Annotated in this window: 16 protein-coding genes; 9 read left to right on the top strand and 7 right to left on the bottom strand. The window is 68.2% G+C overall.

The genetic code is table 11. The features are described 5' to 3' along the window. Window positions 1-3 precede the first annotated feature (3 nt). The 4 genes from K8638_RS43260 to K8638_RS43245 are packed head-to-tail and all read right to left on the bottom strand — an operon-like array spanning window position 4 to window position 2,876. A complete protein-coding gene (locus K8638_RS43260) occupies window positions 4-1,185 on the bottom strand; it encodes a hypothetical protein (protein ID WP_223760641.1) in 1,182 nt (393 codons plus the stop codon). Between the two features lie 2 nt (window positions 1,186-1,187). Beyond that, window positions 1,188-1,916 carry an ImmA/IrrE family metallo-endopeptidase gene (locus K8638_RS43255; RefSeq protein ID WP_223760640.1) on the bottom strand — a complete coding sequence of 243 codons (729 nt, stop codon included), beginning with the start codon at window positions 1,914-1,916 and terminating at the stop codon, window positions 1,188-1,190. Beyond that, window positions 1,913-2,290 (bottom strand): hypothetical protein, encoded by a 378-nt coding sequence (locus tag K8638_RS43250; RefSeq protein WP_223760639.1) that lies wholly within the window; start codon window positions 2,288-2,290, stop codon window positions 1,913-1,915. The genes K8638_RS43255 and K8638_RS43250 overlap by 4 nt, the downstream gene beginning before the upstream one ends. Then, on the bottom strand, window positions 2,277-2,876 hold the full coding sequence (locus K8638_RS43245; RefSeq protein ID WP_223760638.1) for an RNA polymerase sigma factor: 600 nt from the start codon (window positions 2,874-2,876) through the stop codon (window positions 2,277-2,279). Before K8638_RS43245 ends, K8638_RS43250 begins: the two co-directional genes overlap by 14 nt. 271 nt (window positions 2,877-3,147) lie before the next feature. Between K8638_RS43245 and K8638_RS43240 the strand changes: the two genes are divergently transcribed. The 3 genes from K8638_RS43240 (at window position 3,148) to K8638_RS43230 (ending at window position 5,073) form a co-directional block, all read left to right on the top strand. After that, window positions 3,148-3,954, top strand: coding sequence for a GNAT family N-acetyltransferase (locus K8638_RS43240; RefSeq protein WP_223760637.1), 807 nt, complete (start codon window positions 3,148-3,150; stop codon window positions 3,952-3,954). 108 nt (window positions 3,955-4,062) lie between these two features. After that, window positions 4,063-4,719, top strand: a complete 657-nt coding sequence (locus K8638_RS43235) for an iron-containing redox enzyme family protein (protein WP_225938082.1) — start codon at window positions 4,063-4,065, stop codon at window positions 4,717-4,719. Between the two features lie 93 nt (window positions 4,720-4,812). Further along, window positions 4,813-5,073 carry a DUF3892 domain-containing protein gene (locus tag K8638_RS43230; protein ID WP_223760635.1) on the top strand — a complete coding sequence of 87 codons (261 nt, stop codon included), beginning with the start codon at window positions 4,813-4,815 and terminating at the stop codon, window positions 5,071-5,073. Between the two features lie 69 nt (window positions 5,074-5,142). Here the strand turns inward: K8638_RS43230 and K8638_RS43225 are convergent, their stop codons facing one another. From K8638_RS43225 to K8638_RS43215, 3 genes are all read right to left on the bottom strand, one after another. Continuing rightward, the gene (locus tag K8638_RS43225; RefSeq protein WP_223760634.1) at window positions 5,143-6,225 is read right to left on the bottom strand and encodes a LuxR C-terminal-related transcriptional regulator; all 1,083 of its coding nucleotides are present in this window, start codon (window positions 6,223-6,225) and stop codon (window positions 5,143-5,145) included. A gap of 357 nt (window positions 6,226-6,582) precedes the next feature. Further along, entirely contained in the window at window positions 6,583-6,933 is a 351-nt protein-coding gene (locus K8638_RS43220) for a DUF2019 domain-containing protein (RefSeq protein ID WP_223760660.1), read from the bottom strand. Further along, window positions 6,933-8,288 (bottom strand): hypothetical protein, encoded by a 1,356-nt coding sequence (locus K8638_RS43215; RefSeq protein WP_223760633.1) that lies wholly within the window; start codon window positions 8,286-8,288, stop codon window positions 6,933-6,935. Before K8638_RS43215 ends, K8638_RS43220 begins: the two co-directional genes overlap by 1 nt. 473 nt (window positions 8,289-8,761) lie before the next feature. Here K8638_RS43215 and K8638_RS43210 point away from each other — a divergent pair, with 473 nt between their 5' ends. From K8638_RS43210 to K8638_RS43185, 6 genes are all read left to right on the top strand, one after another. Further along, window positions 8,762-9,217, top strand: coding sequence for a hypothetical protein (locus K8638_RS43210; protein WP_223760632.1), 456 nt, complete (start codon window positions 8,762-8,764; stop codon window positions 9,215-9,217). 85 nt (window positions 9,218-9,302) lie between these two features. After that, a complete protein-coding gene (locus K8638_RS43205; RefSeq protein WP_223760631.1) occupies window positions 9,303-9,680 on the top strand; it encodes a hypothetical protein in 378 nt (125 codons plus the stop codon). Next, window positions 9,628-10,743 (top strand): IS21 family transposase, encoded by a 1,116-nt coding sequence (istA, locus tag K8638_RS43200; protein WP_370644255.1) that lies wholly within the window; start codon window positions 9,628-9,630, stop codon window positions 10,741-10,743. The genes K8638_RS43205 and istA overlap by 53 nt, the downstream gene beginning before the upstream one ends. After that, a complete protein-coding gene (gene istB / locus K8638_RS43195; protein WP_223760629.1) occupies window positions 10,724-11,491 on the top strand; it encodes an IS21-like element helper ATPase IstB in 768 nt (255 codons plus the stop codon). The genes istA and istB overlap by 20 nt, the downstream gene beginning before the upstream one ends. A 148-nt stretch (window positions 11,492-11,639) precedes the next feature. Next, on the top strand, window positions 11,640-11,855 hold the full coding sequence (locus tag K8638_RS43190; protein WP_223760628.1) for a hypothetical protein: 216 nt from the start codon (window positions 11,640-11,642) through the stop codon (window positions 11,853-11,855). A 137-nt stretch (window positions 11,856-11,992) separates the two neighbouring features. Beyond that, a complete protein-coding gene (locus tag K8638_RS43185) occupies window positions 11,993-12,436 on the top strand; it encodes a hypothetical protein (RefSeq protein ID WP_223760627.1) in 444 nt (147 codons plus the stop codon). The last annotated feature ends 70 nt before the right edge of the window (window positions 12,437-12,506 follow it).

The raw sequence follows: 12,506 nt of genomic DNA, 5'->3' as shown, positions 1-12,506 counted from the left end.
CGGTTAGCGGCGCATCCCGCGCTCGCTGAAGTACTGAAGGTTCGCGTCCGCCTGGGCGTAGGCGTCATGCACCAGGCCCAGGAAGCCGTCCTCACCAAAGGCGCTCCGGCAGGACATCTCCGCGACGTCGAGCAGCATCGGGAAGGCCCGCTCGGGCCGGAGGATGCTGTCGGCCATGGCGATGCAGGCCGCCGTGTGGATGTGCTCGCGGTGCGCGTAGAAGAGGCGGGGAGGGGAGTGGTCCGAGACCCGGAAGAGCCCCTTGATGACATGCGGGGAGGACTGCTTCACGAAGTCCCACGCCAGCCGCTTGCTCCGGTCTCCGTACTCCCACCCCTCGACGACGTCCTCCCCGTCGCTCTGGAGTGTCTCCAGGACAGCGTACTCGCCCGCATCGAGCGCGAACCCCATGGTCAGGAAGCCCCGGTCATGCAGCGCATCGGAGACGAACACGAACTTCTTGTGCTCGTGGACGAGGCGCCGGAGCACGACGAGGGAACGCTCCAGCAGGCTCATGTAGCCGGAGCCGGAGAGCAGCTCATGGGCGCAAGGATTGCCAACCCCCATGCGCCATTCCGCCGAGGACTTGTTCATCAGGGCCGCCCGCTCGGCATACGTGCGGATGCCACGACATGCCATTCGGGACAGGGTGTCCTTGCGCCCCTTGAAGCGGTTCTGGCGCATGTTGATGTAGTCCAGCGCTTCTTGAATGGGATTCGCGCTCTGCGAGGCCATCTCCTTGCGGAAGAGCCGCTGCGAGAACGCCCCGGACGTGCCCCCGTAGCCCACGACGGCGACGCCAATCTGCGAGATGCCGATGGGGAGGCTGTCATGAGACGTGTGACTCCCGCTCACGGCGTCGACCCTTCCCCGGAAGAGCAGACGCTCGTGCATGAGGGAGACCTCCTCGGGGGTGACCCGGTAGATGCCAGCCTCCGGGAACGAGGCGTGCCGCGTCTGAAGGCGGGGGAAGAGCTCGTTGCGGACGATGGCACGCAGGCGCCCCTCCTTCTTGACGGCGTTGGCAATCTCTCTCCGGAAGCGGGCCATCACGCTGTCCAGGTCGAGCCCGGTGGACCACCGGTCGAGGTCGAGCGTGGTGGACAGCTCCTCGTTGAAGGCCTCCCGGTACTCGTCGTCTCCGAACAGCTCCGCTTCCACCTCAGGGGGAACTCCTCCCGGCATGGTCACCCTCCATCCACTCCAAGGAATCGCTGGCAGGAGAAGCGCGGCATGCGCAGGCGGCGGCGCAGCAGCTGGACGTATGTCCTGGCCGCTTCTCCGGGGAGGCCGAACCGGGCCACCACCCGGTCGACGCCCTCCTCCTCGGACACGTCCCGCACCAGCGGTGTGACGAGCGCCGCCGGAGCGAGCAGCTCCTGCGCCAGCCGGTCCGCGCGCCGCTCGGACTCCGCCACCCTGCCGCTGGAGAAGAGCCCGGAAGGACTCCGGTCCATGAGCTTCACCTCGACTTCCAGGGACACCCGCTCGAACAGCGCGGTCAGGGACTCCTCGGGGGTCGGGGGGCGCAGTCCATCGAGCACCGGGAGGATTCCCTCTCCAAACACGCGCACGGCCCGCTTCCGGGGGAGCCACTGGTCGAGCACGAAGTGCGCCACCTCGTGCGCCAGCGTGAAGCGGTGCTCGGCCTCATCCTCCTCGCTGTCATGGAAGAGGATGCCAACCCCTGCCCGGGCCACCATGCAGCCATGCAACCCACGAGGGACGTCCGTCCCCGGAGGATGCAGCCGCCTCCGCCGAAGCCAGTCCCGCACGCTCTCGGGCGTGACGCGGGGCAGGGGAACCAGGGTGACGGGAAGCCGGAGGGGAACCTCTGCAGCCAGGTCCCGGGGGAATCGGGGAGTGGCCGTCAAGCCACAGGCTTCCACGGCTTCCTCCAGCCAGCGTGCCGTCATGAGCTCGTCTCGTCGTCCTGGGCGCGGTCCCTCGCCGCCATCTGCATGGGCTGCTCCGCGGTGTCCTCCGCGCCCCTCTCCTGCGGGGACAGCGTCTCCAGCACCTCGACATGCCTGAGCACCTTGGCGAGCGGCAGCAGCTCCACTCCGAAGCGGCTGGCGATGGCGGTGGCCTGCTCGGTGAAGTCCGGGCCCTCGGGACGCCGGCAGACGGAGAGCCAGTGGAGCGTCTGCACGGAGCAGCCCAGCTCCTTCGCGAGCTCCTCCGGGGTCCGGCCCTCCAGCTCCCGGTACCGCTCGAAAGCATGCCCCAGCGTCCAGGACTCGCTCCGGCTTCGCCGTGCAACCCGCTCGAGCCATTCAGGATTCGTCATCGGGGTCCTCCTTTCCGAGACGCGCCAACCTCTTCATGAGGCGGTCTCGATGGCGCTTCACCTCTCGCTGGCGGTCATCCTCCGGCATCGAGCCCAGCCCGATGGCCTCGGCCAGGACGACGGTCGACCTCTCGCCCTGGAGGACGAGCCCGAGCATGGCGCGGTCTTCCTTCTGAAGTCCGGATTGCTCCAGCCTGAGCACGGCGCGTCGTGCCTCCACGGATAGCTCCAGGGACTCCTTCGGAGACCTCGCCCCGAGTTCGAAAACCTTGCCGAATTCCTGTTCCCGCCGGTGCCGGGCCTCGGCGGAGCGGTACTGGTCCATCAGCCGATTCCTGGCGGCCTGCGTCAGATAGGTGGACAGGCGGCCTTTCTGGGCCGTGTAACGTTCAGGACTGTTCAGATAGGAGTAGAGGACGTCGATGATTGCGTCATAGGCCTCCTCCCGCTCACGCCTGTCCTTCCTGCCCAGGGCCGCGAGGATGGGGTCCATGAAGACCTGGAAGACCTCGACTGGAGCCACCGGGTCTTTCTTCAGGACGCGCTCGTGCAGCGCCAGCTCCTCCGCCTGTGTTGGAAAGCTCATCCCCACTCCTCACCGGGATTGTCTTGCCCGCGCTCGGGTTGACTGTGTCGTGTGTGCTCCTTCGTTACCGGCCCGGCGAGTTCGACGGGGGTGGGGATGCGCATCGCCGTGCGAGGTTGCTGGCGGGCGTGCCGTTTGTCTTTACCTCCAGGGTGGTATGCCATTCAAGTCGAGGGGCGAAGGCGGGCGCTCGCACTCGGGTCCCTGGCGACGAAGGAAGTGGCGAGGACGGCGAGAACGCCGGACCCGACCCGCTTCGGAGAGGGGACCCATGACGTCAATGTACTGCCGTGTCGCCACCACCCAGCGCGAGCTCGATGACGCGCTTCGCGTCCGCTGGGCGGTCTTCGGTGGAGAGCTGGGACTGATTGCCGGGCGCGCGCCGCCGTCCCGGCGGGAGGTGAGCTGCTTCGACACGCTGGAGACCACCGTGCACCTGGTCGTCTACGCGGCGGGTGAGGCGGTGGCGACCCTGAGGATGCTGCTACCCAACCCGCAGGTGGCGCGCGACACCGGGGGGCGGTTCGGCATCGAGTTGGAGCAGAAGCTGGACCTGTCAGGGGTGGGCGGCCCGGGGCAGGTCTTCGCGGAGACCGCGCGCTTCTGCGTGCTCGAGCGGTGGCGGCACTCCGAGGCGGTGGCGCACCTGCAGGCGGGCGTCTACGAGGAGAGCCGGCGGCGCGGGGTGACGCACTGGATTGCCGCGGCGAACCTGGACACGGACTCGGAGGAGGATGCGCGCCTCATCCACCAGGTGGCGGCCCACCGGGGGTGGATGAGCCCGCGCTGGCGGGTGCGTGCATCCGCGCCCACGCAGGCGCCCGCCATTCCGAGCGACCCCTTCTATACGCTCGTGGAGCGGGCACGCGCCCGGCAGGGGCAGCTGGATGGGCTGAGGATGCCGCGGGCACCCATCCTCTTCGCGCGGAAGATGGGGGCGCGGTTCATTGGGGCGCCCCTCTACGAGGCGGGCTTCCGCCGCTTCACCCTGCCGCTCATCGCCGCGCTGGATGAGATTCCGGCCAGCACCCTGGCGCGGTTCCACGCGCTCGATTTCGGCGTTCGCAAGGCCGGATAGGCCGGGCGCGCAGCTTCTTCCCCTTCCCCTTCACCTCGCAACACCGGGAACGGAAACGGCCCCGGACAGGAGACGTACGTGCACACGCAAATGGAGAGTCAGGCTCGGATGACGGATTGGGTGGACGCGCTGGAGCAGGAGGGCCGTGGCCTGGTGGAGGCGCTGGACGCGCACCCCGACGCCCGGCGCCTGTTCGACGGCACCATCGACGTGGAGGGGTATGTCCACTACCTGGTGCAGACGTATCACTACGTGCGCTGGAGCATGCCGCTGCTGGTGAGCGCGGGCGAGCGGCTGAAGCGCCTGGGCCGGCACGCGCGGCTGGCGGACCTGCTGCTGCAGAAGGCCGTGGAGGAGCGCGGGCACGAGCGCTGGCTGCTGGCGGACCTGAGGAACCTGGGCTGCTCCGAGGAGCGGGTGGAGGGGACGGCGCGCGCTCCGGCCGTCGACGCGTATACCGGGTGGAACTTCTTCACCTCCCGGGCGGGAGTGCCCACCGCGTTCCTGGGCACGGCCTACGTCCTGGAGTACCTGTCGGTGACGCGCGCGAGCGGGGCGGTGGAGCGCCTGCTGGAGGTGGATGCCATCCCGAACATCCACAAGGCGGTGACGTTCCTGCGCAGCCACGGGGCGGCGGATGTCGAGCACGTGGCCGAGCTGACCTCGGTGCTGCGGACGCTGACGGACCGGGAGGAGCAGGCGGCGGTGCTGCTCTCGGCCCGCACGACGCGTGCCCTCTATCCGGGCTTCTTCCGCGAGAGGTGAGGGGCGGCGTACCTCCCTGGTGGTAGAGACAGCGTGGCGTCAGGAGGCCATCCTTCCGGTCGAACAAAGGCATCCGCACCGGAAGGAGCCTCCATGCGCTACATCACGCAAATCCATCTCGAGGGCGGAGCTCGTCACGAGCACATCACCGAGGTCCGGTGGAACGATGGGGGAGTCATCGGCATGGCCACCCGGTCGGAGATGGTCGAGTGGATCCTGAACGGCGGAGAGGCGCGGGTGCGAGCCATGCCCGTGGATGTGAGGGTGGAGGTCGTCCGGACCTCTCCGCCCTACCTGCGGACCGTGGCGAACGGCGCCTATACAGACAACCTCCTCGCCCTGCCGCGGTTCTGAATGCTCACGGCGGCTCAGCGCCACGGGCGGGCCCGGAGGGAAGGGGGGACCGAGCCCGCTCGTGGCCGCTCAGACGGGCTTCAGGAAGCGGGCGGCCTGGTACATGAAGTCGGCGCGGTTGTCGCACTTCAGCTTCTTGAAGATGTCCCGCACATGCGTCTTCACCGTTGCGGGAGAGAGGTCGAGCTCCTCGGCGATCTGCTCATTGGACCAGTTCCTGAGGATGCCTTTGGCGATCTCGATTTGACGAGCGGTGAGCTGCCGGGCCATCTCGCCGGGAAGCGGAATCGAGGGGGAGAACTCATTCAGGACAAGGGCCCAGGGCCTCGGACCGTACGTTTCGGGCAGCTCGACGAACGTCACGACCAGGTACTCATCACCGCGCGAGTGCACCCAGGTATTCGCCCTGAGCCGCGCGTCCGCGTCCATGCGGGTCAGCGCGGTCAGGCGCTCCACCAGCACCTGGGGGACACCGGAGATGTGGAGGTCGGACCGGGCGAACCACTTCTCCAGCAGCGCGGCGGCGCGGGGCGAGCGCAGCTTCTCGATGGCGGGAGGCTCCACGACGAGGTACGCGGCGCCGTGCCGTCTGTGGAGCTCTTCCAGGAGGCGGTCGCCGGTCGAGGCCACGGACATGGCGCGGCAGTTGCGCACGGCGTTCACCAGGTGGCGAGTCAGGCCCTGGAACATCGCGCTGGACTGCTCGGTGAAGGGACGCCGGCGGTCTCGATAGAGGGTGAAGCCGCCGAAGACGCCCGGGCTCACGGTCAGCAGGGCCGCCATGACGTGCTCCAGCCGCAGGTCCAGCTCACGGCTGCGCTGGTAGAGCAGGCTCCTCTCCAGCTCCTTGCGCGGCAGCATCTCCGAGTCCCGCATGACCGTGTTGAGCTGGCGCACCACCGCCTTGCGCACGAAGTCGTCGTCGGCCAGCTCCGAGTACTGCTCCAGCAGCGCGACGCGCTGGCCCGGCACCAGCCACTCGTACTCGACGGACTGGCCCGGCGTGACGATGCACAGCCCCATGTAGTCCGCGGGAATCAGCTCGAGCATCACGTCCCGGGCACGGCCCAGCACTTCGGGGAGACACAGCGAGCTGTTGAGTTCCGCGATGAGCTTGTCCCTGAGTGCGTACTCGTGCGCAGTGAGGTTCATTGACGCGTTCGTCCTTCCCCGTCATGCAGGGGGCCCCTGCAATCAGCACATGTGTTCAGCCTCTGAATAGGTGTGCGCCGAAAGGCTGTCCCTACCACCCTGGTGGTAGGGGCCACCTCTTGCGCTAGCGTCCTCTCTTTGCATCCAGGCGGGCAAGGCCCACCCTGCGCTCTCCAAAAAGGCGGGTAGGGGAGCGCTCGCTTTCGTTCAAACAGTGAGACGTCGAAATAGATGGGCTCCAGGCCTCGGGTGCGACACTTCGACATACGAGCCCCTGCGATGTACTCCCGCGCCAGGCGTTCAGAGAGCACGAGGGAGCACTGTTCACGGGCATGCTGGCCCTCGATTCGAGGCGCGCTACTCCGGATCGAGCGCCCAGGTGCCGTCCTCCCAACGTCGCAGCGTCATGATCGCTCCGATGGCGGCAACGCCTCCCTCGTTCGCTGCCGCTTCCAGTACAGCCTTGGCTTCTGCCGTCCGGTAGCGGAGCAGAAACGCAGCTGCCATGGCTCGGACATCCGTGCGAGGGTGCTTCAGCAGCACGGCGAGGGCATCACGGCCGGTATCCCCCTGCGCCCGTAGTGCCTGAAGCGCGGCGGTGTACTGCTTGGCGTGTTTGTTCCCCGTCTTGGCATCTCCTCGATGGATGGCATCGGTCTGGGCCGCGACATTCCGAGCGAACTGCTCGACCAGTTCCTCCAACTTCATCACCAGAACCCCTTCTTCACGTTCTCGATGGCCAGCAACCCGAACTCACGCTGGGCTTCGTAGGATTGTGTGCTCAACCACTGCCGCACCGTCTGCGTAAACGAATGAGTAATGTCGTAGCGGACCGACGAGTAGAGCGCGCTGACGTTGGTATGCAGGTCCTTTTCCAGCGGGATGACATTCTCGGTGTTGTGGAGGGCCTGGGGGCCGAAGCGCTTCACGTTGCCCGGGGTCTGCTCGACGATGTGGTGCCACTCCTTGTTCTTGCCCGCCGGGCCCATGGCCTTCTTGAAGCCACTGAACGATCCCCAAGCCCTGTAGCCCGTGGGCTGGGCCTTGGCGGGGGTGCCGCCGCCCATGCCTCTGGCTGCCATGGCCACCGCGCCGGGCGCAAGGGCGATGGTGACGGTCTCGGCGCTCACGGCCACCGTTCCCACGTCCGCGACCGCCGCGAGCCTGATGCCCATTTGCGCTTCGGCTTGCACCGCCGCCTGCGCGGCGCCGGGGAGCTTTGGCACCTTCGACCCCAGCCCTGCCGCCGTGTTCCCAATGGCGGCCGTGGCCAACATGGCGAACGCGCGCGCCGCGTTGCGGCCCATGACCTTGCCGTAGCGCTCCCCCGCCTCGCGGAGCTCGTCAAACGTGGTGGCTCGCTCCGTCTCCTCCACCAACCGCTTGAAGCCCACGATGAGGCTCCAGAACGTATCAATCCCCACGTAGGCAATGAGCGAGGCGGTCATCACGGCGGCCACGCCCTTCGAGAAGGGCTCGGGCACCGCGAGCAAGATCATGTAGGTGGTCCACGTCCAAAGAACCGCCGTCATCATGGCCTGGGGGTCGGCCATGTCCTTGAAGGCGTCCATCATCTCGTCCAACACGGCGCCCTGGGCCATGGCCATGGCCAGGGCGTAACGGCCATCCCCGGTGACAGTGGGGTTTTCCACCAGGAGGCGCAGGCAATCGCCGGGCTTGTTCGTGCGCTCGCACCAGCGCAGGTAGGCACGCGTCAACTCCACCTCTGTCGCGGGTTGTTCGCCCTCCAGGTGTTCGCCCGGCCCCAGCGGGATGACACGGTGGCTGCGTGGCTCGTACAGGTACGAACCGCTGCGCGAATCCACCTCGAACAACCGCCGGGCCGTTTCCTGGGGACGCGTGGACGGCCGCACGCGCTGGGCGAGCGCTTCTACGGCTTCAACGAAGTCGTCTTCGTCCAGCTCCACCGGCGCGGCATCGCCGCTGCGTGGGGTGAGGACGAGGGGCTCGCCGTGGCCCGTGTGCAGGCGCACGGACTTCGTGGTGCCACTGCATCCGGCCAGCATCACGAGCAATAGGGGAATCGACCATCGTGGCAGCATGCGGAGCCCTCCTGGCCCTGGCCCCCTTCGCTCGGGATCTCATCGGCGGCGCAAGGTCGTGCAATACCAGATAGAGCTGACAGGCGCTCCGGCTGGCCCCGCCTTTGGTGGAGCGCATGGGGCCGTGGGCGTGCCTACGGGAACGTCACGCCCGAGAGCGTGATTGTGCGCAGCCCGCCCGGCCCCCACGATGTTGATGGTCTCCAAGAAGCGCGTGTTCTTGGACCGGTCGCCTGGAGTTTCCTGACTCCGAAGGGCATCGCCCCCCCGGCCCGGTGGCCGAAAAGTTGTGTCTCGGCTGCCCTACCGGTGGAGTTGGGAGCCGCGCGCCCAAGAAGACGAAAGGCCCTCCAGTAGCGGCTGGAGAGCCTTCCTGAGACGGCGCGCCCGGGTGTGCGAGTGGGGCGGGCCGGTGAGCAAGAGGTAGCGCACTCCCGGGCGCGGCGCCAGAAGCCGGCGCGCGCAGGAGTCCGGTGGAGACGCTGCGCTTCGTGGTGTGCGGCCGGCCCGAGTGCCGGCAGGTCTTCTTTCTCTGCTCGGCGTGCGACCGGGGGCGGCGCTACTGCGGGGCGGCGTGCAGCAGACGCGCGAGGGCCGAGTCGGTGCGCGAGGCGGGCCGGCGCTACCAGCGAACCCGGGACGGACGGCACGCCCATGCGGCCCGGCAGGCGGCCTGGCGACAGCGGCAGCGGCAGAAAGTGACGCATCCGTCTCCACCGCCAGGCGCCCCGGAGGCGACGGTGGCCTCCGAGCCGGTCCAGCCCGCCATGGAGGCGGACACGCGGGCCAGCTCAGCGAGGCCCCTGCCGCATGCACCGCCGTCTCTTCCCACTTGTGCGTTCTGCGGACGCACCAGCCCCTTCCTCCGCCACACCACCCTGGCGCGCACCCACCTGGGGCCGCGCTGGCGCCGTGCGCGTCCTCCGTGAGGTGGCGCGATGATTTCGCCCGAGCTGACGGCACGCATCCGCCGGCTGCACTTCGCGGCAGCATTGGAAGGTGGGCACCATCGCCATGCAGCTGGGCGTCCACCACGACACCGTCCGCCGCGCGCTGGCGCTCGAGCGCGTCAGCGGGACGGGGATGCAGTCGGTGCGGCCCACGCTGTTGGACCCGTACAAGAACTTCATTCAAACCACGCTGGAGGCCCACCCGCGGCTGACGGCCAGCCGTCTCTTCCACATGGTGAAGGCGCGCGGCTACTCCGGCGGCCCCCTCCAGGTGCGCCGCTACGTGCGCACCGTCCGCCCGGAGAGCCAGGCCGAGGCCTTCCTGCGCCGCACCACGCTGCCGGGCGAGGAGGCCCAGGTGGACTTACGGCCACTTCGGCAAGGTGGCCGTGGGTGGCACGAAGAGGACGCTCTGCTGCTTCGTGCTGGTGCTGGGCCATAGCCGCGCCATGTACGCCCGCTTCTTCCTGGACATGACGCTGGAGAGCTTCCTGCGCGGCCACGTGCTGGCCTTCGAGGCGCTGGGCGGGGTGCCGCGCGCGCTGCTGTACGACAACCTGAAGTCCGTGGTGCTGGAGCGCGCTGGCGACGCCATCCGCTTCCACCCCCGGCTGCTGGAGCTGGCAGGCCATTACCACTTCGCCCCCAAGCCGTGCGCTCCGTACCGCGGCAACGAGAAGGGCAAGGTGGAGCGCACCATCCGCTACCTGCGTGACTCCTTCTTCGCCGCGCGCACCTTCAAAGGCCCCGAGGACCTCAACGCGCAGCTGGCCGGGTGGATTCAGGACGTCGCCCACGCGCGCAGGCTGCCGGGCGACACCTCCGGCCGCACCGTGGCCCAGGCACTGGAAGAAGAGCGCCCCCGGCTGCTGCCGCTGCCCGCCCACCCCTTCTCCACGGACGCGGTGCGGCCCGTCACCTCCGGAAAGACGCCCTACGTGCGCTTCGACGGCAATGACTACTCCATTCCCCACACCCTGGTGCGAAAGCCCCTGACACTCATCGCCTCCGAGCAGCGCATCCGCCTGCTCGACGGCACCCAGGAGGTGGCCAGCCACGCACGCACCTATGACAGGGGCCGCACCGTGGAGGCCCCCGCCCACCTCTCCGCGCTCGCCGCCCAGAAGGCCCGCGCCCACGAGCTACGCGGCAGGGACTTGCTTCGGGCCTGCTGCGACAAGGCCGACGACTTCCTCTCCGCCCTCGCCCTGCGCGACGTCTCCGTCGCCCACCACACCGCCCAGCTGACACGCCTGCTGGAGCGCCACGGCGCACGGGCCCTCAACGCCGCCCTGGCCGAGGCGCTCGCCAGGGGCGCCGTGGGCGCCCCCTCCGTGGCGCACCTGCTGGACCAGCGCGCTCGCGGGCGCCGCCAGCCGCCCCCCTTGCAGGTGGTGCTCCCAGACGACCCACGCATCCACGCCTCCCGTGTCACCCCTCACTCCCTTGCCGACTACGACAAGCTGCTGACCAAGGACTCCTCCGATGACGACACCTCTGTCTGAACGCCTCGCCGCCCTCGGCCTGCACTCCACCGCGGGGGCCCTCGATGACCTCATCGCCCGCGCCACCAAGGCCCGCTGGGGCCCCGCCGAACTGCTCGAACACGTCACCGACGAGGAGCTGCGGGAGCGAAGCCGTCGCAGCCTGGAGCGGCGGCTGACGCGCAGCCGCCTGGGCCGCTTCAAACCCATGGCGGACTTCGACTGGGCCTGGCCCAAGAAGATTGACCGCGAGGCCGTCGAGTCCGCCCTGCGCCTGGACTTCATGCCGGGCGCCCGCAACGTCGTCATCATCGCGCCCCAGGGGCTGGGCAAGACGATGATTGCCCAGAACATCGCCCACGAGGCCGTGCGCCAGGGGCACTCCGTCCTCTTCACCCTCGCCTCCCAGATGCTGATGGACCTGGCCAGCCAGGACTCCTCGCGCGCGCTGGACCGGCGCCTGCGCCACTACACCAGCCGCACCGGCCTGCTCGTCCTCGACGAGGTGGGCTACCTCTCCTACGACTCCAGGAACGCCGACCTGCTCTTCCAGGTGGTTTCCAGAAGGTATGAGCAACGCGGTCTCGTCCTGACTTCCAATCTGGCGTTTTCGGAGTGGACTGGCATCTTCCCCAACGGTGCGTGCGCCACCGCGCTCATCGACCGCATCATCCACCACGCCGACATCATCACGATTGAGGGGCAGAGCTACCGGCGCCGAGCCGCCGAGGAGAGCGCTGCCGCGCGCAAGACGAAGTCGAAGCGCTGAGCCGGACGCCGGGGCGGCGGACTCGCGGAACCCGTCCGCTGTCCCGGTCCAAATTCCCGCGCTTCCTCGTGAACGCCAACAGGAGACCTTCAGCTTCAAGAGCCGCGACTTCTCGCTCCTAAGAACGGCAGAAGCGTTAACGGCGCAGATGGTGGCGGACGCGAGAGAGGCCCTGCGCTACTACGGTGAGGAACTGAATATCCGCCGGCCTTCCCTCAACCTCCGCGACAGCCATGTGCAGGTCCGCAGGGTCCGCCTCATCTACGAGGGTGGCGACCTCAAGCCCAAGATGCCCGACGTGTTGAGGGACGCTGTGAACAACGCTCAGGACAAGGTTCAGGGAGTGGAGGTGCTGTTCGAATGAAGGTGCTGAACCCACGAGAGTTGCATGGAGAGGACAGTCTCCTGCTCATGCTTGAAGGAGCCTTCGACCCGCAGGCAGCACTGGAGCGAGAGTTGGAGCCCTTCCTTCAGGCCCTCGAAAAATGCGCTGGGGATTGGATGCCGGATGTCGTCAAGGGCAGGCGGCACCGCAGGTACTCCCGCGAGGCCCTCTGGAAGGCACTGGAGGAGAAGCGCGACGGGGATAGCACGTCCATCGGCCTCTATCGCACGGCGCTGCCCGCGTTGGACACGTCGCTCTGGCTCTGGCTCCCGCCTCGCGCTCCCAGATTGAAGTTCTTTCTTGAGGTGCAGCCCCTCTCCGTCTTCGCGAACACGGAGCGTTGTCGAGAGTTCGTGGACATGGTCCGCGCCTGGGCCACCCGCTACCCGGTCACCACCTACGCCTCGGCCCACAGCGCGGCTGACAGGGAGTTGGCGGATTCGCCCAACTTCGGCCGCGACATGCAGACCGCAATTCGAGACGGCTTCGACAAGGTCTACGAGGTGTGCTGGCTCAATGTCTTCGGCCCGAAGCTGGTGGAGGCCGTGGGCCGCTGTTGACGAGCACCCTGGATGAGGGCTCGAGGCCCGAGTTCGAGCCGGCGGCGTGATGGGTTCGCGCCGCTCGCCC

Source organism: Myxococcus sp. RHSTA-1-4 (genome assembly GCF_020037125.1).
GTDB lineage: Bacteria > Myxococcota > Myxococcia > Myxococcales > Myxococcaceae > Myxococcus.
Note: the sequence above shows the minus strand (reverse complement) of the source record. Positions and strands in the feature narration are given on the sequence as shown.

Excerpts from the sequence above, each read along its gene's own strand:
- K8638_RS43260 (WP_223760641.1), bottom strand. The coding sequence starts at position 1,185 with ATGCCGGGAGGAGTTCCCCCTGAGGTGGAAGCGGAGCTGTTCGGAGAC.
- K8638_RS43255 (WP_223760640.1), bottom strand. The coding sequence starts at position 1,916 with ATGACGGCACGCTGGCTGGAGGAAGCCGTGGAAGCCTGTGGCTTGACG.
- K8638_RS43250 (WP_223760639.1), bottom strand. The coding sequence starts at position 2,290 with ATGACGAATCCTGAATGGCTCGAGCGGGTTGCACGGCGAAGCCGGAGC.
- K8638_RS43245 (WP_223760638.1), bottom strand. The coding sequence starts at position 2,876 with ATGAGCTTTCCAACACAGGCGGAGGAGCTGGCGCTGCACGAGCGCGTC.
- K8638_RS43240 (WP_223760637.1), top strand. The coding sequence starts at position 3,148 with ATGACGTCAATGTACTGCCGTGTCGCCACCACCCAGCGCGAGCTCGAT.
- K8638_RS43235 (WP_225938082.1), top strand. The coding sequence starts at position 4,063 with ATGACGGATTGGGTGGACGCGCTGGAGCAGGAGGGCCGTGGCCTGGTG.
- K8638_RS43230 (WP_223760635.1), top strand. The coding sequence starts at position 4,813 with ATGCGCTACATCACGCAAATCCATCTCGAGGGCGGAGCTCGTCACGAG.
- K8638_RS43225 (WP_223760634.1), bottom strand. The coding sequence starts at position 6,225 with ATGAACCTCACTGCGCACGAGTACGCACTCAGGGACAAGCTCATCGCG.
- K8638_RS43220 (WP_223760660.1), bottom strand. The coding sequence starts at position 6,933 with ATGAAGTTGGAGGAACTGGTCGAGCAGTTCGCTCGGAATGTCGCGGCC.
- K8638_RS43215 (WP_223760633.1), bottom strand. The coding sequence starts at position 8,288 with ATGCTGCCACGATGGTCGATTCCCCTATTGCTCGTGATGCTGGCCGGA.
- K8638_RS43205 (WP_223760631.1), top strand. The coding sequence starts at position 9,303 with ATGCAGCTGGGCGTCCACCACGACACCGTCCGCCGCGCGCTGGCGCTC.
- istB (WP_223760629.1), top strand. The coding sequence starts at position 10,724 with ATGACGACACCTCTGTCTGAACGCCTCGCCGCCCTCGGCCTGCACTCC.
- K8638_RS43190 (WP_223760628.1), top strand. The coding sequence starts at position 11,640 with ATGGTGGCGGACGCGAGAGAGGCCCTGCGCTACTACGGTGAGGAACTG.
- K8638_RS43185 (WP_223760627.1), top strand. The coding sequence starts at position 11,993 with ATGCCGGATGTCGTCAAGGGCAGGCGGCACCGCAGGTACTCCCGCGAG.